At 49.8% G+C, this 22,349-nt stretch carries 17 protein-coding genes; 12 read left to right on the top strand and 5 right to left on the bottom strand.

The features are described from left to right. Positions 1 to 38 precede the first annotated feature (38 nt). The 6 genes from PsAD5_RS21525 to PsAD5_RS21500 all read left to right on the top strand — a co-directional run bounded on the left by PsAD5_RS21525 (position 39) and on the right by PsAD5_RS21500 (position 9,886). On the top strand, positions 39 to 1,304 hold the full coding sequence (locus PsAD5_RS21525; RefSeq protein ID WP_063293630.1) for an NAD(P)/FAD-dependent oxidoreductase: 1,266 nt from the start codon (positions 39 to 41) through the stop codon (positions 1,302 to 1,304). Positions 1,305 to 2,636: 1,332 nt separating this feature from the next. Beyond that, positions 2,637 to 3,818 (top strand): MFS transporter, encoded by a 1,182-nt coding sequence (locus PsAD5_RS21520; protein ID WP_063293629.1) that lies wholly within the window; start codon positions 2,637 to 2,639, stop codon positions 3,816 to 3,818. A gap of 22 nt (positions 3,819 to 3,840) precedes the next feature. Continuing rightward, on the top strand, positions 3,841 to 5,181 hold the full coding sequence (locus PsAD5_RS21515; RefSeq protein WP_084406027.1) for a lysine N(6)-hydroxylase/L-ornithine N(5)-oxygenase family protein: 1,341 nt from the start codon (positions 3,841 to 3,843) through the stop codon (positions 5,179 to 5,181). A gap of 211 nt (positions 5,182 to 5,392) precedes the next feature. Next, positions 5,393 to 7,060: an IucA/IucC family protein gene (locus tag PsAD5_RS21510; protein WP_193777034.1), complete on the top strand. Its 1,668-nt coding sequence runs from the start codon at positions 5,393 to 5,395 to the stop codon at positions 7,058 to 7,060. Between the two features lies 1 nt (position 7,061). Then, entirely contained in the window at positions 7,062 to 8,105 is a 1,044-nt protein-coding gene (locus PsAD5_RS21505; RefSeq protein WP_063293627.1) for a GNAT family N-acetyltransferase, read from the top strand. Further along, positions 8,102 to 9,886, top strand: coding sequence for an IucA/IucC family protein (locus tag PsAD5_RS21500; RefSeq protein WP_063293626.1), 1,785 nt, complete (start codon positions 8,102 to 8,104; stop codon positions 9,884 to 9,886). The genes PsAD5_RS21505 and PsAD5_RS21500 overlap by 4 nt, the downstream gene beginning before the upstream one ends. A 148-nt stretch (positions 9,887 to 10,034) precedes the next feature. Here PsAD5_RS21500 and PsAD5_RS21495 read toward each other — a convergent pair whose 3' ends face one another. The 3 genes from PsAD5_RS21495 to PsAD5_RS21485 are packed head-to-tail and all read right to left on the bottom strand — an operon-like array spanning position 10,035 to position 13,144. Then, positions 10,035 to 11,249 (bottom strand): aminotransferase class V-fold PLP-dependent enzyme, encoded by a 1,215-nt coding sequence (locus PsAD5_RS21495; protein ID WP_063293625.1) that lies wholly within the window; start codon positions 11,247 to 11,249, stop codon positions 10,035 to 10,037. A 47-nt stretch (positions 11,250 to 11,296) separates the two neighbouring features. Further along, positions 11,297 to 12,421, bottom strand: a complete 1,125-nt coding sequence (locus tag PsAD5_RS21490) for a cupin domain-containing protein (RefSeq protein ID WP_063293624.1) — start codon at positions 12,419 to 12,421, stop codon at positions 11,297 to 11,299. Between the two features lie 54 nt (positions 12,422 to 12,475). Further along, complete coding sequence (locus tag PsAD5_RS21485) at positions 12,476 to 13,144, bottom strand: helix-turn-helix domain-containing protein (protein WP_193778169.1); 669 nt, start codon at positions 13,142 to 13,144, stop codon at positions 12,476 to 12,478. Positions 13,145 to 13,490: 346 nt separating this feature from the next. Here PsAD5_RS21485 and PsAD5_RS21480 point away from each other — a divergent pair, with 346 nt between their 5' ends. The 5 genes from PsAD5_RS21480 to PsAD5_RS21460 all read left to right on the top strand — a co-directional run bounded on the left by PsAD5_RS21480 (position 13,491) and on the right by PsAD5_RS21460 (position 18,143). After that, positions 13,491 to 14,696, top strand: coding sequence for an ABC transporter substrate-binding protein (locus tag PsAD5_RS21480; RefSeq protein WP_063293622.1), 1,206 nt, complete (start codon positions 13,491 to 13,493; stop codon positions 14,694 to 14,696). Positions 14,697 to 14,811: 115 nt separating this feature from the next. Then, positions 14,812 to 15,588 carry an ABC transporter ATP-binding protein gene (locus PsAD5_RS21475; protein ID WP_063293621.1) on the top strand — a complete coding sequence of 259 codons (777 nt, stop codon included), beginning with the start codon at positions 14,812 to 14,814 and terminating at the stop codon, positions 15,586 to 15,588. Then, positions 15,581 to 16,306, top strand: coding sequence for an ABC transporter ATP-binding protein (locus tag PsAD5_RS21470; protein WP_063293620.1), 726 nt, complete (start codon positions 15,581 to 15,583; stop codon positions 16,304 to 16,306). Before PsAD5_RS21475 ends, PsAD5_RS21470 begins: the two co-directional genes overlap by 8 nt. Then, entirely contained in the window at positions 16,303 to 17,190 is an 888-nt protein-coding gene (locus PsAD5_RS21465) for a branched-chain amino acid ABC transporter permease (RefSeq protein ID WP_063293619.1), read from the top strand. Before PsAD5_RS21470 ends, PsAD5_RS21465 begins: the two co-directional genes overlap by 4 nt. Further along, positions 17,190 to 18,143: a branched-chain amino acid ABC transporter permease gene (locus PsAD5_RS21460; RefSeq protein ID WP_063293618.1), complete on the top strand. Its 954-nt coding sequence runs from the start codon at positions 17,190 to 17,192 to the stop codon at positions 18,141 to 18,143. Before PsAD5_RS21465 ends, PsAD5_RS21460 begins: the two co-directional genes overlap by 1 nt. Before the next feature lie 51 nt (positions 18,144 to 18,194). Here the strand turns inward: PsAD5_RS21460 and PsAD5_RS21455 are convergent, their stop codons facing one another. Together PsAD5_RS21455 and xrtT are read right to left on the bottom strand one after the other, a co-directional pair. Further along, positions 18,195 to 20,387, bottom strand: a complete 2,193-nt coding sequence (locus PsAD5_RS21455) for a VIT and vWA domain-containing protein (protein WP_063293617.1) — start codon at positions 20,385 to 20,387, stop codon at positions 18,195 to 18,197. Between the two features lie 19 nt (positions 20,388 to 20,406). Next, positions 20,407 to 21,867 carry an exosortase T gene (xrtT, locus tag PsAD5_RS21450; protein WP_208988746.1) on the bottom strand — a complete coding sequence of 487 codons (1,461 nt, stop codon included), beginning with the start codon at positions 21,865 to 21,867 and terminating at the stop codon, positions 20,407 to 20,409. A gap of 281 nt (positions 21,868 to 22,148) precedes the next feature. On the opposite strand from xrtT, the gene PsAD5_RS21445 reads away from it, so the two are divergent. After that, positions 22,149 to 22,349, top strand: a 201-nt coding sequence (locus PsAD5_RS21445) for a transposase (protein ID WP_153041414.1), incomplete at its 3' end; no start/stop codon positions are given.

Below are 22,349 nucleotides of genomic sequence, written 5' to 3'. Positions count from 1 at the left end.
ATACTTCCGGGCATACGCTTTAGGGGAGGAATTGACATATGAGACTGAACCGACGTCATTTTTTAGGAACTGCAGCGGCAAGCGCGGCGCTCCTGTCCTCTCCTATTGCTCTGGGGCAAAAGCGGCCCCGTGTGGTCATCATTGGCGGCGGTGCTGGCGGGGCGACTGCAGCCCGCTACATTGCCAAAGATTCCGACGGTGCGATTGAGGTGATCCTCATTGAACCCTCCCGTACTTACTACACCTGCTTCTTCTCCAATCTGGCCATTGGCGGTTTCCAGCCCATGTCCAAGCTGGCACACTCCTACGGCACGTTGGCCAGCGAGTATGGTGTAACCGTCGTGCATGACTGGGCCTCTGCCGTGGACCGCGAGAAAAAGGTGGTTCGGCTCGCAGGCGGCGATGCCATCTCCTATGATCGCCTTGTCCTGTCTCCGGGTATCGACTTTGTAAAAGGAGCCATTGAAGGCTGGGATGTGACTGCCCAGACCAAGATGCCTCACGCCTATAAAGCTGGTACACAGACCCAACTGCTGAAGGCGCAGGTTGAGGCCATGCCAGAAGGTGGCACCTTTGCCATGGTCGCTCCGCCCAACCCGTACCGCTGTCCTCCCGGCCCTTATGAGCGCGTCTCCATGGTTGCTCATGTGCTGAAACAGCGAAACCCGACTGCCAAGATCCTCATTCTTGATCCAAAGGAGAAGTTCTCCAAGCAAGGCCTGTTCATGGAAGGCTGGGAGAACCACTACACAGGTATGGTTGACTGGCTGACCGACGAGTTTACCGGAGGTGTTCAACGTGTTGACCCGTACACCATGGAAATTGTGCTGGAAGACGAGACCATCAAAGCGGATGTTTGCAACGTGATCCCGGCGATGCAGGCTGGCAGCATCGCACATCAGGCAGGCCTGACCAACGAGGCGGGTTGGTGCCCGATCGTTCCGGCAACACTGCAAAGCCAGATGGATGAAAACATTCATGTGCTTGGTGATGCGACCCAGAACGGCGACATGCCAAAGTCCGGCTATTCTGCCAACAGCCAGGCCAAAGCTGCCGCCATGGCGATCCGTCACGCCCTCACCGGCTCCCGTGCGTTCAAACCACGGTTCTCCAACACCTGTTGGTCGCTGATCTCACCAGACAACGGCGTGAAGGTTGGTGCAAGCTATGTGGCCACAGATGAGAAGATCGCCAAAGTGGATGGCTTCATCTCCCAAAACAACGAGGACGACGCCCTGCGCAAGCAAACCTACGAGGAAAGCCTCGGCTGGTACGCTGGCATGACTGCGGACATGTTTGGGTAAGGAACTGGGTTGCGGAGCGCTCAGCGGGTTTGAGGTGATGCTGAGTGGACTGCTGAGCGTCTTGTTGGTGGTGGCTGAACTGGGCTGAAGTGAGTTGAACACTTGCTTATGTGTTGGACGCTTGATCTGGCTGGTTCCTCAGAGCTGCGAGCACGTACCTGCTTGCTTGTGAGAGCTGAAGATTCACGGAGCGGCATGGCTCTCTTGCTGGGTGTGGAAGGATAGCCACAGCAGTTATCTCGAACACGTATCAGGAAGGTGCCATGCTATCACCGTACATGTGAGGAGTTCACAAGCTAGCAGGATTGGGTTGGGTTGTTGTTAACTGACTGCACTTGGCACTTAATGAGCTCAAATCACTTATCCCCGGCGTGCATTCCAGAGCATTTCATCGACCTCATCTGAGATAGGGGGGATAGATTAATTCTATCCCCTTTTCGTGGCATCAGTGCTGAGCCAATGCCTGCTGGAGTTATCCTACAGAACGCGGTCTATCGTTGACGTGTTGCCAGAGCTACTTTCGCGAGCAGTATAGACATAGCAACGCAGTCCCAACGCTAATAACGCAAACGAACGCACATTGGAGCGCAAAGCCGTCACCGCTAGCCACAACTCTGGTAATCAGCACCGTTTTATGCGCGCAGACATCCGCCGCCTGTCCTTTGCGTTAGTCGCGCAGGAGTTTCGCTTCACCATCAAGGAGATCTCGGATCAACTCAGGACACTTCCCCCGGGCCGTGCGCCAAACAAAGCTGATCTTGGAGGAAGCGGTATCAGGAAACCTTTGACCTCCTCACATAGGTAGCTTGCATTGATCATGCGCGTAGTCGGTTCAAGATTTTTAAGCAGCGTATTTGCCGTATTTTGGTGCAACATCAGTCAACGCAGCGGCGGTTTCCACCTGAGCGTGCGGATGAAGAACACCTGGTCGCGAATATGATTAAGCTGACGCATCAGTATGACTAACATCGGACAACTGCCTTATTGAGAGACACTGACTGGCTGATCAACAACAAGAAGCTGTTCTATACAATGTCATTTAATAGAACAAAAAAAGTTACTTACACCATAAATCCCCTCTCTCTTCACTGGCAGCTCATCGCTTTTAATCAGTAGCTTCCTAGCCGAATACCTTGCACTGCGTCTCAACTATGCAACCTCGGTAGTTTCTGCATTTCAGGAAAAACACTCTCTTTAAAGCCCTGCAATGTTTGATGGATCAGCTTGACAGAGCGTTCGCAAAATTATACTTGAATGTATGACTCATATTTAATACGCACCTCCTGATTGTATTGAGAATAGTGGTCTCCATTGTTTAAACCTGCGATAACTATGCCTGCCATTGCGGCGAGTACATTCCATCAAGCGTGTCTGGTGGTCATGGTGCCGTTGCTGCAAGACGTCTTTGACCTGACCCTCAGTATGATTGGGGTTGTCGTAGGAACAGGCTTGATGGCAACAGCGATCAGCCTGCCAGCTTGGGGACGGGTAGAAGCATATATCGGAGCTCTCGGTGCCTTGAGGATCATACTGAGTTTCGCGGTATTAAGCGTGTCTGCAATTGCAATCAGCTTTATGCTAGTCAGTTATGCTTTAATCTCCCCTCTTCTCGGATTAACTGTCCTCATTACGGCACGAGTTGCTTATAGCATCACAGTTCCAGCTCTCCTTCCGCTTACTCAAGCCATACTCGCAAGAAATACGCAAAACTCTTCCAAGCTTCTGGCTCCTATAGGTCGTTTGAGTTCTATGACAGGTCTTGGACGACTTGCAGGAAATGCAGCTGTAGCTCCGCTCTTGCTTCTTGGAGGAGCCGCTCCGCTTATTGCTCCAGTTCCAGTCTATGCGGCTTGCTTATTTTTCGCATTCAAGCAGTCATCACCGGCAACGATAAAACGCCAAAAGAGCCGCGAACAAAAGGAACGGTTCACACTTCCCAAAACTGCACTCTTGATTGGATTTGCCCTGCAATTGTGCCTTGGTGCAACATATGTGTTGCTAGGCCCGCTCATAAAAGACAGCATGCAGCTGGACTCAACTGAGGCAACCACTTTTGCAAGTTATTGTCTTACTGCTGCTGTTCTAAGCGGATTGGTTGCTCAATTGGGGCTCTTACCAATCTTTCGCAAACATACAAGCATTGTGCAAATCACCAGCGCAATTAGCTTTGCGGCAGGCCTCAGTCTGCTTTGCATAGCGCATACGCTGTCTTTTATCGCAATGAGTGCAGCTATCATTGGCGCTTCAGCAGCACTGCTCGCAGCTACTAATTCAGTATATTTGCTGAAACGATTGCCAGCTTCACTCAAAGCAAAAGGGTCGACCACTCTTTCCTGTTCTCAGTTTGCCGGGCTAGCCACAGGCTCCCTTCTTGGCGGCTTTGGTGGAGAGATGAGCCTGACCTTAACTTTTTCATTTGCCACCCTAATCGCACTTGTTTTTTGCGTAGGTGGCTCCGGGTTCGTGATCAGCCACAAGCCAGTTGCGCGACCTTTGCGTCCCTCTGATATTTGACAGAACACAAAGGAGCCTTGAGATGTCCCAGATCGTCAAGATGCCGAAGAATACGCAACCAGTTTATAACCTGATCGGCTTAGGCATAGGGCCGTTTAATCTGAGCGTTGCCGCATTGGCACAGAGCTCATCACGCATTCGTACAGCATTTTTTGACAGTAAGTCAGAATTCAGCTGGCATCAGGGATTGATGTTTTCGCGTTCTGTTTTGCAAACATCGTTCTTGAAAGACCTCGTCACAGCGGTACAACCGACCAGCGCATACTCTTTTATGGCGTTTCTGGTTGAAAAGAAGAGGTTCTATGACTTTTTAGCTGGTCGTTTTACCGGAGTAACCCGTGTGGAGTTTAATGAATATCTTGCATGGGCTGCTGGCAAGATGAACAATCTTCATTGGAACCACACTGCGCAGGAAATCTCGGTAAAAGACAACCGTCTATCTGTGGCGTTTGAAAACGGACGAGTTGAGCACACTCCCAATCTTGTTGTGGGTACAGGCATGAAGCCTTTTGTACCGCAGTGGGCGACCCCTTACTTGGGTGAAAATTGTTTTCACGCAAGCGGTTACCTCAACAAAGCACGGCAGACAAAAAGTAAGCGTATTGCAGTAATTGGTGGCGGACAAACCGGTGCGGAAATTGTTCTGGACCTTTTGACAAGCAAACAAGCAGCTCCATTGGAAGTCCAGTGGATCAGCAATTTACCCCGGTTCTCCCCCCTAGAAGAAGGTGGGTTTGTTGATCAGGTTTTCACACCTGCTTATGTTCAGAGCTACCAGACACTGCCCAAGCAAAGCCAGCGACAAGAAGTGGTAAACCAGAAGCTCGCGAGTGATGGCCTGACCCCAAGCACAGTCGATGAGCTGTATGCAGAAATCTATCGCCGCAAGCATCTTTGCGCGGATCCTTGCACCATCACCTTGCTGCCGGGACGGGACGTAAAAGCCATGGAACAGCAGGGAACCGGCTACCGGCTGACCTCAAACTCCACGATCAGCGGTCAGACGGAAACGCAGCAAGCGGATCTGGTCATACTAGCGACAGGGGCAAGGCCAGCGCTTCCGGAGTTTATGACGCCGCTCTTACCGCGCCTTTCGTTAGATGAAAATGGCCTGCCGGAACTGGATGCATCCTACCGACTGCAATGGGACGGACCAAGAAACCTTCAGATTTTTGGGTTAAATCTCGGCCTTTCCTCTCACGGCATTGTGGATCCGCAAATGAGCCTCATGACGTGGAGGAGTGCGACCATATTGAACGCTGTTGTTGGAGAGCCTCTCTTCGATCTGGAAGAAGACAGCGAATTAATCGATTGGCCAAGTGTGCCACGAGCGGAAATCTTAAATCAGGTCATACCAGCCTGAACTGCTGATTAAATCATTAATTGCTCTATTCATCAGGTTCGCCATGAACAAAACCTTAGTTTACACTCAGGCAAACAATCGTCCTGTGTCTGTACCTCCGACACCTTCACAAAGGGCTGAGCAAGCCACTGCAAGTGCATTCTTAAATGCGCTCTTGCGCGAATGGTCAGGCTGGTCCTTTTTATCACACGCGCAAAAAGAGCTTTTATGTTTGAGTGAGGATACAGTTTGTCTTCCTCTGCAAAACAATGATCGCTTGTTGCTGCAAGTCCCTCACCATACGGCTGCTCGATTTGAAATACAGCTGCCGTTTTACCTCTGGAACAGCGAGGGGCATTGCAAGCCTGTTAGCCTCATGAGTGCGCTGACTGCACTTATTACAGATAGTACAATCAGCGGTGAGCACAGCGAAAAGCAGTTTACGCTTTTATCGAGGGTGTTGGATAGTCATCAGGCTCAAATGCAAGCTTATGAGCTGGACGCCAACAACTCTCCTCATGCTGCAGAGAACTGGAATTTTCAGGACGCTGAGCAAGCGCTTATTTCCGGCCATCCGACCCATCCAAACCCACGTAGCAGAGACGAGCTGACCAAAGCCGATGCCTTGTTGTTATCGCCTGAATTAAAGGGGCAATTTCCTTTATTCTGGGTCTTGGCAGATCGTTCGATCCTGGTTTCAGGTTCTGGTGTGCAAACAACTGCTTTTGACATGTGCCAGAACCTTGCCAAGAGTGATGAAACCTTGCCGGAAACACTGCGGACTAAAGTTGACAAAGGTTACGTGCCTATTGCCTGGCACCCATGGCAGGCAGAACGTTTATTGGCTCGTCCTCAAGTTCTCCGATGGATACAGCAGGGTTTTCTCAGACCCTATGGGTCAATTGGCAAGCCATTTGCAGCAACCGCATCAATGCGCGGAGTACACGCTTTCAAGGCGCCGTACATGCTTAAGTTTTCACTTTCCATGCGGCTAACAAACTCAAAAAGAGTACTTGCTCGCAAGGAGGTTGAACGCGGTGTGCAAATGGCAGAGCTGCTCTCAGGTGCTTTGGGGGACAAGTTGGCAAGTGATTTCCCAAATCTGACCATCCTTACTGAGCCCGGATATGTTGCTCTGCAAGATGAAGACGGCGGCGCACTGGAGGATAGTTTTGTAGTCTTGCGGGACAATCCGTTCCATGAACCGACACAAACCGGCCCCGCCATGCTCGCCAGTTTATGTGAACCTCAACTTGGTGCTCCATCCCCAATTGGTGACTTAATTTATAGGCAGGCGGCAAAAAAAGCACGCTCCCCTCAGGAATTGGCAGAACGCTGGCTGGATGCATTCATGCAAGTGGCTATCCTGCCTCTGCTTGATATTCGCGCTACCTACGGTCTGCTGTTCGGCTCTCATCAGCAAAATATGATGATTGCACTGGAAGATGGCATGCCCGCTCATCTTTATGTCAGGGATTGTCAGGGGACAGGTCACCTAACGACCCACCATGACATACTGTCTGCCTACGTACCTGACATTGGCAAAAATGCTGAAAATGTGGTCCCTCCTGAGCTTGGTGATGAGCTGCTTTGCTATTACGTGATTGTCAATAACCTACTCCACACCGTGAGCACTCTGGTTATTGATGGCTTGATGGACGAGGCCCGCGCCTATGACACGCTTCGCAGAAGATTTAAAGCTGCAGCTCAAAGTACAACCGGCGATCCAGCCTTTTATGACTATCTGCTGACCTCTCCAACATTGGTCAGTAAGGGTAACTATCGCACTAGCCTTAGCAACGTAAACGAAGCATCGGGCGACGGAGCTGGCCAGCTCGCAACATTCTTCAAAATAGCTAACCCATTTAATAACAAGAGAAATAGCGATGACATTGCATAGGATGCCTATTGGCTCATCACTTTCGATTGCCCATAAAACACATGATAGCTCCTCTGATTGCAGATTTGCTCAGGTTGTTACATCCGAAGATTGGAATGGCGGACAGCTAACCGTGTTGCGTGACACCAAAGCTTTTGCCTGTGCTCATCTGGAGAATGCGACAGAGGCAAACCTGAGTTTTTCATTCTATTTGAAAGGTTCTCAAGAAGAAAAACTAGAAGCAGTATTGTTGTGTCTGGAGGCATGCTTTTCGTCGCATTCAGAGATAGAAACTCTGAAAATCAGCCTGCCAGCAGATACTATTGATCCACGAGACTTGCCATTTCTTGCAGTAGCAAATGGGCAGTATCAAGTGTATCGCTCTGGCTTCTATCAAAACCCACAACTCTGGCTCCTTCACAGATCCACAGGTCGCCTTCGCACCGGTTTGGTCGAGGGGCCAGATGGTCGGGATCATCCATTAAGACCACCACATCCAACCGGGCTGTGCTACGAGCGTTATGACCCCGTTGCTGACGTGGTCGTATCGTTTCGTGCCGTTGACATAGACCGTGATCTGGACAGGTTTCATCGCTGGATGAACGATGGCCGTGTCGCATATTTCTGGGAGCTGGCAAAATCTAAAGATGAGCTGAAGGCGTACCTGGAAACATTACAGGCCAAACCCCACACCTATCCACTAATTGGTTGTTTTAATGGTGAGGAAGCAGGTTATTTCGAAACTTATTGGGTGCGAGAGGATCGGCTCGGCCCCTATTACGCCTCTCAAAGTTACGACAGAGGCTGGCATGGGTTGATTGGTGAACGCAGGCACCTAGGCAAAGTAAAAACCGGCGCTTGGTTGCGCGGGCTGACACACTATCTTTTCTTGGACTGCCCGCTGACTGATAACATAATGGGTGAGCCTCGGGTGGATAACGCCAAACTGCTCTCCTATGCAGATTCTCTTGCCTATGAAAAACTCATGGAATTCGATTTCCCGCATAAACGCTCGGCACTCATGTGCTGTCGGCGGGAACGTTTTTTTGAGGAGGTTCGTTTATGATCCTCAACAAACAGCATTGCAGCACAATGGTGGTGGACACGACGAGTCCCTCGCCCTTATGGCCAAAAGTCTGCCAGACAGCGCTCGCAAAGTTACTTAGTGAACTAACTTATGAAGAAGTTTTAAACCCCACTTGTACTGGCGGCGAAACTTTTGAGCTACGCCTTGCCTCAGGTGTACTCTACACGTTTCAGGCGCAAACCATGGTCTGGGGGAACCTCTGGGTGGATGCAGGCAGTATCACTCGGACTCCCGCATTGACACTACCATTGTCTCCTCTTCAATTCTCAGTGGATGCACAGGCCGAACTTGGAATGAGACCGGAAACACTGGCCACCTTTTTGCGTGAAATGTCCAACACTCTGCGTCAGGATTTATTTCTGGCTCAATCCTGCGAAGGTTATGATGCTGACACGCTCCTCCAGATGCAACCATATGAGTTACACGCGCTGCTGGAAGGGCATCCAAAAGCCGTAGCAAACAAAGGTCGCCTTGGTTGGGGAGCAGAGGATGTCGCCCGCTTTGCGCCGGAGAGTCGACAACCGATCGAGTTGTTATGGCTTGCTGCTCGCCGTGAGAACTGCGAGATCAGCGATAGTGATATCCATGCAGAAAAAAGCTTTCTGAAAGACACCTTAGGCGCAACTGAAATGGCGCAACTAATGGACACTCTGAAAAGCAAAGGAGGTACTCTAGAAAGCTACTGTCTCATTCCTGTACACCCCTGGCAATGGGATCATGTGCTCCAACAAACGTACATCAATGATCTACAAACAGCAGACCTGATCCTGCTGGGTACTTTTGGCGGACGCTATGTTTCGGGCCCATCTTTGCGGACGCTCACCAGTCTGGACCGCCCTGAAAGCCCAGATGTAAAGGTTGCTCTGACAATCCTGAACACGTCAGCATGGCGAGGAATTCCTGGAAAATACATCGCTCATGGAGCTGACTTATCTGAGTGGTTGGATGGAATTGTTCAATCAGATGATCACTTGAAGAATAAGGTTTTCATTCTAAAAGAACTGCGCGGTGTATGGTATCGCCATCCGTTTTACCAGCAGCTTCGCGATATTCCCTATCAGCATGATGAAACTTTGGGGGTAATCTGGCGGGAACCTGCAGACTACAAAGTGGGACCAAATCGCAAAGCTTATCTTTACGCTGCCTTGTTGCACAAAGATGGTTCAGGCGTTCCCCTGGCTGCTCATCTCGCGCAAAAGGCAGATCTTGATTTAGCGGATTGGCTGCAAAAGTTGTTTGAAGTCACCGTTGTGCCACTTTATCACATGCTCTGCGTATATGGGCTTGGTTTTATTGCTCACGGACAGAACATAACAGTTGTTCTGGAAGACAATGTACCTGTCGGTATGGCGATCAAAGATTTGCAAGGAGATGTTGATCTCGTAAATGAGGTTTACCCTGAGCAGTGCGATCTAAGTGATGAACTGCGCACATTACTGCCAGCAAAGCCACCAGCTTACATTGTGCATGACATTCAAACCGCTCACTTCGTCACGGTGCTCAGATTTCTGTCATCTTCACTGGCGCAAGCCGAGCAGATGACTGAGACATGTTTCTACCAAATTCTTACAGATACGCTGAAGAGCTATATTGCCGCTAATCCGGGATATGACGCGCGCTTTAAGACATTTGAGCTTTTTGCACCAACCATTCCTAAAGTGTGCATCAACAAGGTACGCTTTGAAATTGGATATGGTGACAGCACTGAACGCCCCTTGCCTGCGCTTGGTATGGATTTGAGTAATCCCCTACTCTGCTAAGATGAAAAGGCAGCTCTGTTATCTGATAGAGCTGCCTCTCTGCCTAATCTCTGACAATGAAGAAGTTGGCTAGAACCCAACAAGAAACGATCAGAGGAGAGCTGCAATCAACGATATTGTCGTCTCGCAGAAACGCCCCTCTTACAAATCAGGCTTGCGTAGCCATTGCCTGCTCTTCCAGAACAGCACGAAGTTGTTGTGTTGCCTCCCACAAATCTGCGTGTGAATGATAGAGCGGTGACAGACCAAATCTCACTGCATTCGGAGAACGGAAAGAAGAGGTTATGTTCTTCTTCTTAAGCGCTTCAACGATTTTGCTCCCATCTCCCGGAATGCGAACGCATACATGCCCGCCGCGTTCATCGTAATTTTCAGGGGACGCAAGTTGGACACCAAAATCACCGCATTGTTCTTTGATTAGTGTAACCAGTGTTTCACTCAAAGAACGATGCTTGGCCCAAACCTGATGCGGGTCAACCGAGTTCCAGATCTCTGCTGCACACCAAAAAATCTCATTTGCGATCACCTGCGGAGATCCGGTCATGTGGCGCAGAACACCTTCAGCTGGTTCAAACTGCTCAGAAAATGAAAATGTATCTGCATGACCGATCCAACCAGAGATCTCCGGCCAAATCTTATTCTGATGCTTTTTGTTGATGTATAACCATGCAGGACCACCGGGACCGCCACACAAATACTTATAACCACATCCAACCGCAAAATCTGTTTGTGTACCCTCAACATCCAGCGGAATAGCACCCGCAGAATGGGAAAGATCCCAAAGTGTTAATGCGCCTACAGAACGGGCTTTGGCGTTGATTTGCTCTATATTGAAACGGCGACCAGAGCGGTAATCCACTTGTGACAGATAAACGACTGCAACATCCTCAGTGATGGCGTCGAGAATGTCCAACTCAGGGTCCGCATAGGCCACTTTCAGCTGGTCGCTATGTGCGTTCTCCAGGCCTTGCGCTACGTGAAGGTTGGTAGGGAATGTGGTCTTCTCGCTCAAAATCACCTGGCGATCCGGGTTAAGCTTCAGCGCATCCGTCAGCAACTTGAACAGGTTTAGCGTGGTATTGTCGTAGGCAAGCGTATCTTCTGGAGCAGCGCCAATTAAACGACTTATCGCAGCACCAATTTGCATAGGCCGGGCCATCCAATTGGCCGCTGCCCAACTCGCACTGCGTTCATCCGCCCATTCACTTTGAAACACATGTGCAAGATGCGCCGGAACTGATTTTGGCATAGATCCAAGGGAGTTCGCGTCTAAATGTATGACGCCAGGCCGTTCTTCAAACAACTCCTTGCAGTGTTTGAGCGGGTCATTTTCGTCAAGCGCTATAATATCTTGATAATTCAATGGATTTCCAGTCTTCACAATAGGATGTCTGAAGGCAGCGAAGCCGTTTAAAAGGTAACGTCGTGAAGCTTGGTCTTAAAGCCTCCCGGCAACGAGACTTCCAAAATCTCGAGATCATCAGAACCATTCAGCAGAGATGTTTTCATCGTTGGCGGTATGACAAACGCATCTCCAGCTTTCAATTGATGGGCTTTGCCCTCTTCATTGACCAGGGTAACGCTGCCTTCCATGACAAAAGAGAACAAGATATCCGAGGTGTGGCTGGTAACAGCCCCAGTTGGCCCCGTCGTTGCACGGGCAACTTGCACATTGGCAACCTGTTTTGTTGCTAAACCAATACCTGTATCTCTGCATTCAAAACCATCAAGGCGATGGGGCTGCCATATGGCGCTATCTAATTGATGATAAACAAATTTTTGCCCCTGAAACTCACGCTCTGGGTTCACAGTTCCATTCGGCAAGTCCATCTCGTGATCAATGCTGGTGATATGTTCTGCTGGAACGCCAATTTCGATCACCTCAAGCTCACCAGAGGATTCCAGTACACGATGCCGGATCTCTGGAGGTTGGATAACACAGTCGCCAGCTTTGAGGATAAAAGGCTCACCTTGATCTTCATAAACAAGCCGGACCCAGCCGCGATAGCAAAAAATCAACTGAAACCCAACGGTGTGATAATGCACCATATCCGGAACAGGACCTGCATCTGGAATGCGGATGTGAGAGGCAATAATACTGCCACCCAGACGATCCGGGATCAGGTCACGATACTGCATACCAGCACGGCCAATCACCCACGGATCATTGTCAATCATATGCCTGACAATGAAAGAGTGCTGGGTTTTGGGCATTTCCAGCACAGGAGAGGCGTCAACAATCTCAATCTTAGTGCCATTTGGCGCGATCAGTTCGGTTTGCCCTTCAGCAAAATCAGCAGGCTCTTTGCACAATAAACGCAGTGTACCTGGTTGTTCTGATGCACCCTTTTCTAGGCGCACCCGAAGACCGTGACCAGACATCACCGCAATAGCAGGATTATCAGCTGGGAAAATCATATCCAGCTTCATACCGAGCATCTTGCTGAAAAACGGCAAGTCCTCCTTTAAATCGTTGGTTGGCAACCGTATTTCAGCAGATGCAATATGATCTGTCTTGGTTTCTAACTGTGCCACTTGACGTCCCTCCCAGAATTTCAAATGTGATAAATAAAATTGAACGCGTGGTGCTTATTCACCCTCACTTTTGATGTGCGTGGCATCAATCGTCGCGATTACCAAAATACGCGCCGGAGTATCACCAGCACAAACGTAAGCATGCTTCATCGAGCTATCGAAATAGATGGAGTCTTCAGCCTCCAGGAGCAGAGGGGCATAGTGTTCTGAATGCAAATGCAAGTTTCCCTCCAGCACAATCAAAAACTCTTCACCCGGATGAGCATGTAATCCGCCAACCTCTTCCAGAGTTCGCCCTGCTACAATATCAATGGCTGGGTTCATCATTTTGTTGGTGATGTCATTACTCAACACCTGAGCACTATAGCGTTCTGTTTCCAGAAAAACGCCCTGCCCTTTGCGCGTGATGCTGCGAATACCACTGCGAGCCGGACTTGCCGGGTTTTCAAAAAATGCAGACATATCTACATTGAGAGCTTGCGACAAAACGTAAAGATTGGCAGCACTCATCAGCGTTTGATCATTCTCCACACGGGACAATGTCGCCTCTGAAATCCCAGTCTGTATAGAGAGCTCACTGAGTGATAACTGCAATGCTTTGCGGAAGGTTTTCACGCGCTCGCCAATGTGCAGTTTCTCTTGCCTCTTCGCGTTCGTAGGCTTTCGAGAGATCGCTGCCGTATTACTTGTTTCACGTCGCAAAATAGATAACGCCTCGCTCATTTTGATTACTTGTTTGTTCGTGCACATAAGTGTCGTGCCACACAATAGAATGCCTAATTTCATTAATGCAAGAGATTTTCATAATTGAAATATGAAATAATATTTGGCTCAGAGATCAGAACAAGTGGGTGGCTTCTGATCATATCTCCCTACCGTCAAAACAGGAAAACAGCTGTCTGTGAGGACACTTGTACTTCTGGAGAGGTGATTGACAGCATCTTGCGCATATGCAAGTGTTTTTACGTATTACGCCGTTTGTAGCAGTAAGAATCTCCGATATTGGAGGAGATAGCTGAAATCAATGAGGCCAAAGCCTTCCGACGGTGCAATGCAATGGGAGGGATTTATGAATAAGACTCTTTTGATGCTGACGACAGCAGCATGCATAACATTTGCAGGTTCGGCTGGGGCCGAAGATATTAAAGTTGGGGCATTGATGGGCGTGACGGGGCCTCTTGCCAACTTTATTCCACCAATCCTCAACGGGGCAAAACTGGCAGAGGCAGACGTGAACAAAGGCGGCGGTTTGTTGGACGGGCAAACCATGAAGCTTGTTGTTGCGGACAGTCAAGCATCTGCACAGCCATCGGTTGATGCTGCAGGTAAACTGGTAAACATTGAAAACGTTGTTGCAATCATGGGAGCACTGTCTTCTGGCGCAACCATTGCTGCGGCAAATGCGGTTGCTATTCCAAATGGCGTGCTTCAGGTTTCCCCAACAGCGACAGCACCAAGTATGACCAATTTGGAAGACAACGACTATGTCTATCGCATTGTTCCAAGCGACAACTATCAGGGTAAAGTGCTCGCACGCGCCGTTTTGGAGGAAGGCTTTAAAAAGGTTGCAATTACATATGTTAACAATGACTACGGTGTGGGCATAGGCAACACCTTTAAGGTTGAATACGAGAACTTGGGTGGGGTCGTCACCAAATTCTCCAAGCATGAAGACAAGAAAAACTCATACCGTGGTGAGTTGGCGACCCTGGCATCCAGCGGTGCTGATGCACTTGTCGTTATCGCTTATGCAGCGGGCAGTGGCGCGAAGATCGTCAAGCAATCATTGGAAAATGGCTTCTTCGAGAAGTTCATTGGTACAGACGGTCTGCGGGATGACATCTTAATTCAGCAAATTGGCGCAGAAGCTCTTGCCAGCTCCTTCTTTACCTCACCAAGTTCCCCGAGCTCAAATGCAGCTACAGAAGCGTTCCATGCTCGGTTTGACGAGACATTTGGCGGCGGATCTGACAAGCCATTTGTAGATCAGGCCTATGACGCTACCATGTTGATTGCGTTGGCAATTCAACAAGCCGGTTCAACCGATCGTGCCGCTGTAAAAAATGCGCTTCGTTCAGTTGCGAATGCACCAGGTGAGATTGTTGGCCCGGGAGAATGGGCGAAAGCACGTGAGTTGATCTCTGCGGGCAAAAACATCAATTACGAGGGCGTTTCTGGGGCCCACGAGTTTGATGAGAATGGAGATGTCGCAGGTTATATCGGCAAGTATATAGTCGAAGGCGACAGCTACAAGCAAACCAAAATCTTCAATTAGTTCAAACCTCTACCACAAGAGGTTGAATTTTACCGAGTAATGACCGGGCTCTTCTGAGCCTGGTCATGTTGGACCGTGTCATGGCGGCGCGGTCAATGAGATTTTGGGAATACAAATGATCCAGCTTGAGAATGTATCAAAACGATTTGGTGGATTAACCGCCGTTCACAACTGCTCATTTTCAATTCCAACTGGCCAAATTACGGGAGTCATCGGGCCAAATGGAGCGGGTAAGACTACTGTTTTCAATATGATAGCCGGTCTACTGCAACCAAGCAGTGGGCAAATTTTTCTTGATGGAGAAGACATTACTGCCTTGCCAGCGCATAAGCGTCAGAGCAAAGGGCTTTATCGGACTTTCCAATTGGCGCACGAATTCTCACGCATGACTGTGGTTGAGAATCTGATGGTCGCAGCGGATGGCTCTATCGGAGAAAATGTACTCAATGCAATCTTCCGCCCCTCCGTCTTTCACAAGCAAGAGCATGCGGCCTACGATAAGGCTATGGAAACACTGCGTTTTCTGGAGATTGAGAAGCTGCAGGACGAACTGGCAGGAAACCTTTCCGGCGGGCAAAAGAAGCTGCTGGAACTTGGCAGAACATTGATGCAGACACCAAAAGTCATCTTGCTGGATGAGATCGGTGCCGGCGTCAACCGCAGCCTGCTCAGTAAGATCGCTGTGAAGATCCAGCAGCTGAATGACGACTTCGGTTACACTTTCTGCCTGATCGAACATGACCTGGATTACGTCTCGCGGCTTTGCGACGAGGTTGTCGTACTAGCGCAAGCCACTGTTTTAACAACAGGAACCATCGAAGAAATCAAGCGTGACGAACGCGTGGTGGAAGCTTACTTCGGTGGTGGCAAGTATGAGGATGTCCATGCCTGACCCAATTTTGAACATCCAAAACCTGACTACAGGCTATGGCGCAACGCCTATTATTCATTGCGTTGATCTGTGCGTTGATTTGAAAGGAATAGTGGTAATTGTGGGACCAAATGGGGCTGGCAAGTCCACTTTGCTGAAATCAATCTTTGCGCTCAATAAATACTTTTCTGGCTCCGTGGAGTTCATGGGGCGTTCGATTGTCGGTGTCAAAACGGCAGACCTCGTCCCTATGGGCATTTCTGCTGTTCCACAGACCAGCAATGTCTTCGCAAACCTGACAGTGCGTGAAAACTTGCAGGTTGGAACTTATGCAGCACCACCGAAAAATCCAGCTTCAACATTAGATATGATCCTGACGCTGTTTCCTGACCTTCGTGAAAAGCTAAACCAGCCAGCGGGGCAGCTTTCCGGAGGTCAACGGCAAATGGTTGCCATCGGAAGAGCAATGATGAGTGATCCAAAGCTGCTGCTGTTGGACGAGCCGACAGCCGGTTTGTCGCCTGCATATCTGGAACGGATCTTTGATATGATCCTGAAGATCAGGGAGACCGGTATCTCCGTGTTGTTGGTAGAGCAAAACGCCAAACAGGCGTTGCGCATTGCGGACATTGGATATGTGCTGGTGAACGGCAAGAACGGATATACGGATACGGGCAAAAACCTTCTGGCTAATGATGAGGTCCGGCATGCATTTCTCGGCGGAGGGCTGCCAGCATGATTGATTTCATCAACTATTACCTCATACCAGGCATAACTCTTGGCAGCATTTATGCATTGGGCGCTGTCGGGATTTCGATGATTTTTGGCATTCTGCGCTTTGCACACTTTGCTCATGGCGACTTGATGACAACTGGCGCTTACATCGCACTAACTGCTGTTTGGACACTTGGTGTTCCAGCACTTGCAGCTATTCTGATTGCCGTTGTCGGGACGGCTCTGGTGGCAGTGTTTTTGGATAAGGCCTTCTATAAACCACTGAGAGATCTACCCAGCATCTACACTGTCATCGCATCCTTTGGGGTTGCTCTTATTTTGCGTTCAGCCATCCAGTTATTGTGGGGCACGGACTCTCAAGTCTATGTGGTCGGCTTTCAAAAACCGCTGGTCTTTTTTGATAGTTTCCGCATCGCTCTTCGGCATATGCAAATCATCGCGTTTACAGTCGTTATTGCCATCACGCTGCATTTCTTCCTCTCGTATTCTAAAACAGGAAAATCCATGCGAGCGGTTGCAGATGACCCAGAACTGGCAAGGATTGCCGGACTGGATACGGAAAAAATTATTCGATGGACTTGGCTAATTGGAGGTGGCCTTGCTGCCATTGGTGGTGTGTTTGTGGGGTTGGATACGGACATCCATACAAACCTGGGTTGGAACTTGCTGTTACCTATGTTTGCAGCAGCTTTGTTGGGCGGAATTGGCCGCCCCTTAGGAGCTATGCTGGGAGGCTTGATAATCGGCGTTGCAGAAGAGATTTGTACGTTCCCGATCATGGAAATAGAGATCATCTCGCCCAGTTATAAGAGCGCAATCGCCTTTATCATCATGTTGGCGCTGTTGTTGTTCCGTCCGCAAGGCCTACTAAAAGGAAGGGTACTTTGATGGAACTCACAGGGCTGTTCTTCTATTTCGTTTCCTTCCTCACCATGGCTGGCATTTATGCTGTGATTTGCCTGGCGCTTAACATCCAATGGGGGTTTGGCGGCCTGTTTAATGCCGGGATTGCTGGCTTTTACGCTATCGGCGCATACTCAGCAGCTATTATCACTTCCACGGCAGCATCAAACAATGTTGGGGGATTTCAGCAACCCATTTTTGTAGGTATGGCCGTTGCAGCTGTCATTGCAGGTCTTGTTGGCTGGGGCATTGCACGGCTTTGCGTTTCTCTCAAAAGCGATTACCTCGCCATGGCAACAATTGGAATTGCAGAGATCATCCGACTTGTCATCGTAAATGAGGAGTGGTTGACCAACGGGAGTTTGGGAGTTTCCAACATACCCCGTCCCTTTGAAGGGGTGTTCAAAGGGCAAACAGCCGAAATTGTCTTCGTTCTTTTCGTTTGGATAATTGTATTGCTGACTTATTTCATTTCTCAGCGCCTCCACAAAAGTCCGTGGGGCCGGGTTTTGCGAGCGATCCGCGACAATGAAGACGCAGCTGAATCCATCGGCAAGGACACTCACTCTTTCCGCACGCAAACGTTTGTGATTGGTGCCATATTTATGGCGTTGGCTGGAGCGTTGAGTGCGCACTATTTCAAGTACTTCAGCCCAGACGCAACTGAGCCAATCCTGATAACGTTTCTTGCCTGGGTGATGTTGATCGCAGGCGGAAGTGGAAACAATAAAGGGGCTATCGCGGGAGCGCTGATCGTTTGGGCGATCTGGTCAATGACAGAAATCCTAACAGGCTTCCTCCCCTCAGAATGGGCAACCCGATCCTCTTACATGCGCATGCTGCTTATTGGCCTATTCCTGCAGTTCGTTCTGCAACGATATCGCTCCGGCTTGCTACCAGAAAGAGCGCCAAAACTGGACAAGTTGAGACGCTCTTAGCTTGCTGGAGGCAGAAGGCATCATATTCCGCTATGGGTCCCGGATTGCAGTTCAATCCAACCACCAACCATCCCGGCGGAGTTTATAAGGCAGTGAGCGATCCAGACCCTCCAGAGGAATGGAGCGTTGACCTGTCCGAGTAATGGAGCAACGTATTGTCCGAACCATGCTGACAAGGTTTTGGCGGAAGCGCGCGACAAGACCCATAATCACGATCAAGAGCCCCATAATCCCTTCCGGTTCTGGCGCTGAACTTCCACTGAGGTTTGGATAGGCTTTTGTCGTTACTCCAGAAACTTGCGGCAGTGGGACCAATGCTGAAACTGCATTTTCTGGGGCATGATTTACGGGGCCCTCAGAAACCGCAATGAACGAAGTGAAGCGGGTTTGCAGAGAATGATCCAGACCAAGCTTAATAATCTCGTTTTTTAAGGCCTGATTTGAACTGCCTCCAATCGTATATGCTCGATTTTTTGCAAAAATCTGCTCACGCGCCCAGATGATTGGAAGCGCTTTCTTTTCTGAGCTCTGTTGCTGAGTTCTCCCTGACAGATCAATCTCCAGCGGCATGCGAGCTGCCTTTCCATTCACTAAGCCACTTATGAAAATGGTGTGCTTTCCACTTTTTTGATAGCGCCCCAGAATTCGAAGTGCGCGCCCTTCGAACAAATCAGGCAGCTTTGTCGGGCTTTGCTCTTCAACTTCTAATCCGTTCCAATCAATTGAGACATCGATCAGCACAGGCGTTTTCAAGTCTTTTGCAAAGGCCTCTGCAGTCTCATGGAAGCTCTCCTCAGCCCCAACATAGCGTGCATATCCCCGTCCCTCTGTTGCCAGCGCCTCAAGCAGGAAGCGATTGACGGACGAACCCACTCCAAACGCATAAAGACGTGCCTTTCCAATGCGATTGGCAACGGTTTGGATTACTTTGCGCTCATTGCCTATATAACCGTCTGTCAGGAAAATAACGATGCGTGTTGTGTCTTTAGGTTGTTGCGTACCAAACGCAGCTTTGAGCGCTGCATTCAGTTCTGTCCCGCCACCAGCATAAAGACCGGAGACATACTCAAGCCCTGCCTGTTTGTTATGCTCGCTTGCAATTAAGGACTGCTCCTCAAATGCAGTTGTCTCATTTGCAAACCGAAGGATCCGAAAGTAATCATCTGGGCGTAGATTATTAATCGCGGCACGCATAAAGGCTTTGCTTGCAGCGATCGGAGCGCCCCCCATGGAGCCGGAGGTGTCCAACACAAACACCAGCTCTCTTTTACCAATAGTCGCTTCAGCCGTAACTTTAGGCGGCTCGATGAGTAGCGAAAAGAAGCCCCCTTTTTCATCCTCGTAGTAACTGTCTAGACCGGCAGTCACACTCGTCTCAGCGGCCAGTTCGTAACGCAAGACAAAGTCTTTATTGTCAACCTCCCTAGTGTTCTCAAAGGTCGCCTGTTTTTTGGTTTCATCTCCGGAGATGCTCAACTTATGTGTTGAGCTCCAAAGACCGGATATAGGCAGAGCTGCGGTCATGGACATATCCAGGGAGACCCGCTGACTATCGATGGCCTTAGATGTTGAAACGCCTAACACCTGAGGATATGTCGGTAGCCGATCAATTTCCCAGCCGGAAACGACATCAACTTCATCACTGCCAGACATCGCATCAGGCTTGCCCTGCTGGGCGGACTCGGTTGCTCCTTGGTACCGCGGCCCAACCACCATGGGAACAACCAGTTCATAAGCCCCATCCACTTTCGGCACGGACTGCACATATTGCAGGTGCACGGTCACTGGGTTACCCGGCATCAAGTTGGCGATATCCTGAGTAAACATGTTTGGTCGATGCTGTGTCAGAAGGGACGCGGCTTTCCCCTCAGCCTTCGCTTGCTTGAATACAGCATTTGCTTCTTGTTTTTCTTTGATTTGCGCGACAATCCGCTGCCCTTCCAACTCCATTTCCATGGCATGAACGGCAGCTTTCTGATTTAGGGGAAACAGATATGTTGCATGGAGCGGCACATCATTGGGATTGAGGAATGTCTGTGAAAGCGTAACCTGGGCGAGATCTCCAACCACATCCACATCGTAGTGCGCAGAGAGCAAAGGCAACTCAACCTGTTGTCCATTTAACATGGCGACAATTGTGCCCGCCTTCTTTCCCAGTGGGTCTGGCTGCTCGGCACCAGCATCGGAGCTCGTGCTGACTACAAAAATCAAAAGCAAAAAGAGAAAGCGCGTTATCTCAAACATCAAGAATATCCTCTAAATTTCAAGTCCTGGGGAAATCAAAGGCAGCAAAAACCGCGGCCTCAAACTGGTTTTGGTTGGAAAGAGCAGCCTGCCATGGTGAAACGCGCTGAATGCTGGTCCAAGAGAGCGACGGGTTTTGCAACCAAATCCAGATCGCTTCGGCCACGTTGTTGGTGACATGCCCGTCATCAGAGAAAAAAGAGACGGAGACCTGCCATTGCTGGCCGTTTTCTGCAGTGGCCCGATACAGCGCTGAAGGCATTGCCACAAAACGAGACCCAAGAAACTCGACCCGGTAGCCCAGACCGCGCAAGCAATCATCCGGCGCATGAAGATGGCGAAGCGGGGAGCTGGTATGTACAAGAGTAAGCGCATGCTCTCCATAGCGCTTTTTGACTGCATACCCTCCATACGCTTCGAGATACTGTTGCTCGACAGGAAGTAATGGGATGTCCTGCCCGGACTGCCCATTCAAAAACAAAGGCAAAACAGGGAGCGTAGTTGCTCTCGCCACATCAACAGCCTGTCGGGGCAGGCTGACAACAACAACAGCAAGACCAACAAAGGCGAGAGCCAGATACTTTTGAAGTGACTTAGGCAGCTCATGACCTTTAACCATATGAAGAGAGGCAACGAACATGCGTGCCTTAGGCCGATACAGCCTCAGGATTGGCAGAAGGGTGAGAGCAAGAGTGATGTACCCAATCACGCTGTGCCATGGTTCCATCATAACGTTTACGTCAAGAACCCAATGCGGATAGGCGATGCCGAGCGCTAATGTGCTGATGCGGAGAGAGTTGCCTAAGATGCTGAGAACGAGCGTAATGCCGACCCAAAGCAGAGCGACACTTAAGCGTGGGCGATAGATGGCATTCAACACCACAATAAATGCCAAGCTGAGCATAAGGCTGGACGTGCCAGAACAAGGCAAATCAACCAGTACGTCTTTGCCTTCAAGTGTCAGCCGCACGCCATTGCAGGAAAGATTCTCAGTGACACCGCTGAGAAGAAAGCAAGACGCGTTCGCAGACAGTTCCTGCAATGGGTAACCCAATAGCCTTTGAACAATCCGCTCAACAGGCAGGGAGAACAGGAAAAGCGCAGAGAGCCAGAAGGGAGAGAGTGCACGCTTGCGTTCCCCTACCCTCAAAAGCGTAGCAATGGCGAAGATATCAAAAGCCAGAGCCAACCCGCCAATAACATTGATTGCAAACACCTGACTGATCAGGCGAATGAAAGCGGAAGCCACAAGAAGCAAAGCTGCAGTTTGGCGGTGATGATTTGCAGAATGGTCCACGGGGCTCGACAGCGACCAAAGCAATAAGCCCGCGACCGCGACCAGATAAACAGCGCCAGAGGATGAATAAGAGGGATCAAACCATGTTCGCACCAGCCATAGCGCAGGCTCAGAAGCCAGAATGGCGGAGGCGAGCCCAAACCCAAAAGCTGTCACGCGATGATTTGCAAGAGTCATTGTCATGCAAACCGTTATGCCAACCTGATTTGCAGACCCTACTCACCATCTGTGCAGATTTTCAGCATTTCATTCAGCCAAAGGCACAAACCTGTCGCAGTCTTTCTTCTCTGCAGCTGCGCTTATGATCTTCCAGCCTCATTGAAGGGCGTTTTCGGTGAAGGTACTGGGCCAGATGTACAGGGTTTTAGCCTTGAAAAGTGTTCCCCATCGAAGCCTTATGGACAGATCGGTTAATTTGAATAAGGGAGTGTTTTGGCTCATGATCATGAGATTAGGAGTGAACAATGGGGCACAACACACGGACCGCCAGCGCTGCAGCTGAGAAGGCGGTTAAAGATATCCGCCGCAAGACCCGCAAGCGCTATTCCACTGAAGACAAGATCCGCATCGTACTCGCAGGACTACGTGGTGAGGACAGCATTGCTGAACTGTGTCGTCAAGAAGGTATCTCGCAGGGACTTTATTACAGTTGGTCAAAAGAGTTT

Origin of the sequence: Pseudovibrio sp. Ad5 (genome assembly GCF_001623095.1) — a bacterium.
Lineage (GTDB): Bacteria > Pseudomonadota > Alphaproteobacteria > Rhizobiales > Stappiaceae > Pseudovibrio.
This window is presented reverse-complemented; position numbering and strand designations above follow the sequence as displayed.

Excerpts from the sequence above, each read along its gene's own strand:
- PsAD5_RS21520 (WP_063293629.1), top strand. The coding sequence starts at position 2,637 with ATGCCTGCCATTGCGGCGAGTACATTCCATCAAGCGTGTCTGGTGGTC.
- PsAD5_RS21515 (WP_084406027.1), top strand. The coding sequence starts at position 3,841 with ATGTCCCAGATCGTCAAGATGCCGAAGAATACGCAACCAGTTTATAAC.
- xrtT (WP_208988746.1), bottom strand. The coding sequence starts at position 21,867 with ATGACAATGACTCTTGCAAATCATCGCGTGACAGCTTTTGGGTTTGGG.
- PsAD5_RS21475 (WP_063293621.1), top strand. The coding sequence starts at position 14,812 with ATGATCCAGCTTGAGAATGTATCAAAACGATTTGGTGGATTAACCGCC.
- PsAD5_RS21460 (WP_063293618.1), top strand. The coding sequence starts at position 17,190 with ATGGAACTCACAGGGCTGTTCTTCTATTTCGTTTCCTTCCTCACCATG.
- PsAD5_RS21485 (WP_193778169.1), bottom strand. The coding sequence starts at position 13,144 with ATGAGCGAGGCGTTATCTATTTTGCGACGTGAAACAAGTAATACGGCA.
- PsAD5_RS21505 (WP_063293627.1), top strand. The coding sequence starts at position 7,062 with ATGCCTATTGGCTCATCACTTTCGATTGCCCATAAAACACATGATAGC.
- PsAD5_RS21470 (WP_063293620.1), top strand. The coding sequence starts at position 15,581 with ATGCCTGACCCAATTTTGAACATCCAAAACCTGACTACAGGCTATGGC.
- PsAD5_RS21500 (WP_063293626.1), top strand. The coding sequence starts at position 8,102 with ATGATCCTCAACAAACAGCATTGCAGCACAATGGTGGTGGACACGACG.
- PsAD5_RS21455 (WP_063293617.1), bottom strand. The coding sequence starts at position 20,387 with ATGTTTGAGATAACGCGCTTTCTCTTTTTGCTTTTGATTTTTGTAGTC.
- PsAD5_RS21480 (WP_063293622.1), top strand. The coding sequence starts at position 13,491 with ATGAATAAGACTCTTTTGATGCTGACGACAGCAGCATGCATAACATTT.
- PsAD5_RS21465 (WP_063293619.1), top strand. The coding sequence starts at position 16,303 with ATGATTGATTTCATCAACTATTACCTCATACCAGGCATAACTCTTGGC.
- PsAD5_RS21525 (WP_063293630.1), top strand. The coding sequence starts at position 39 with ATGAGACTGAACCGACGTCATTTTTTAGGAACTGCAGCGGCAAGCGCG.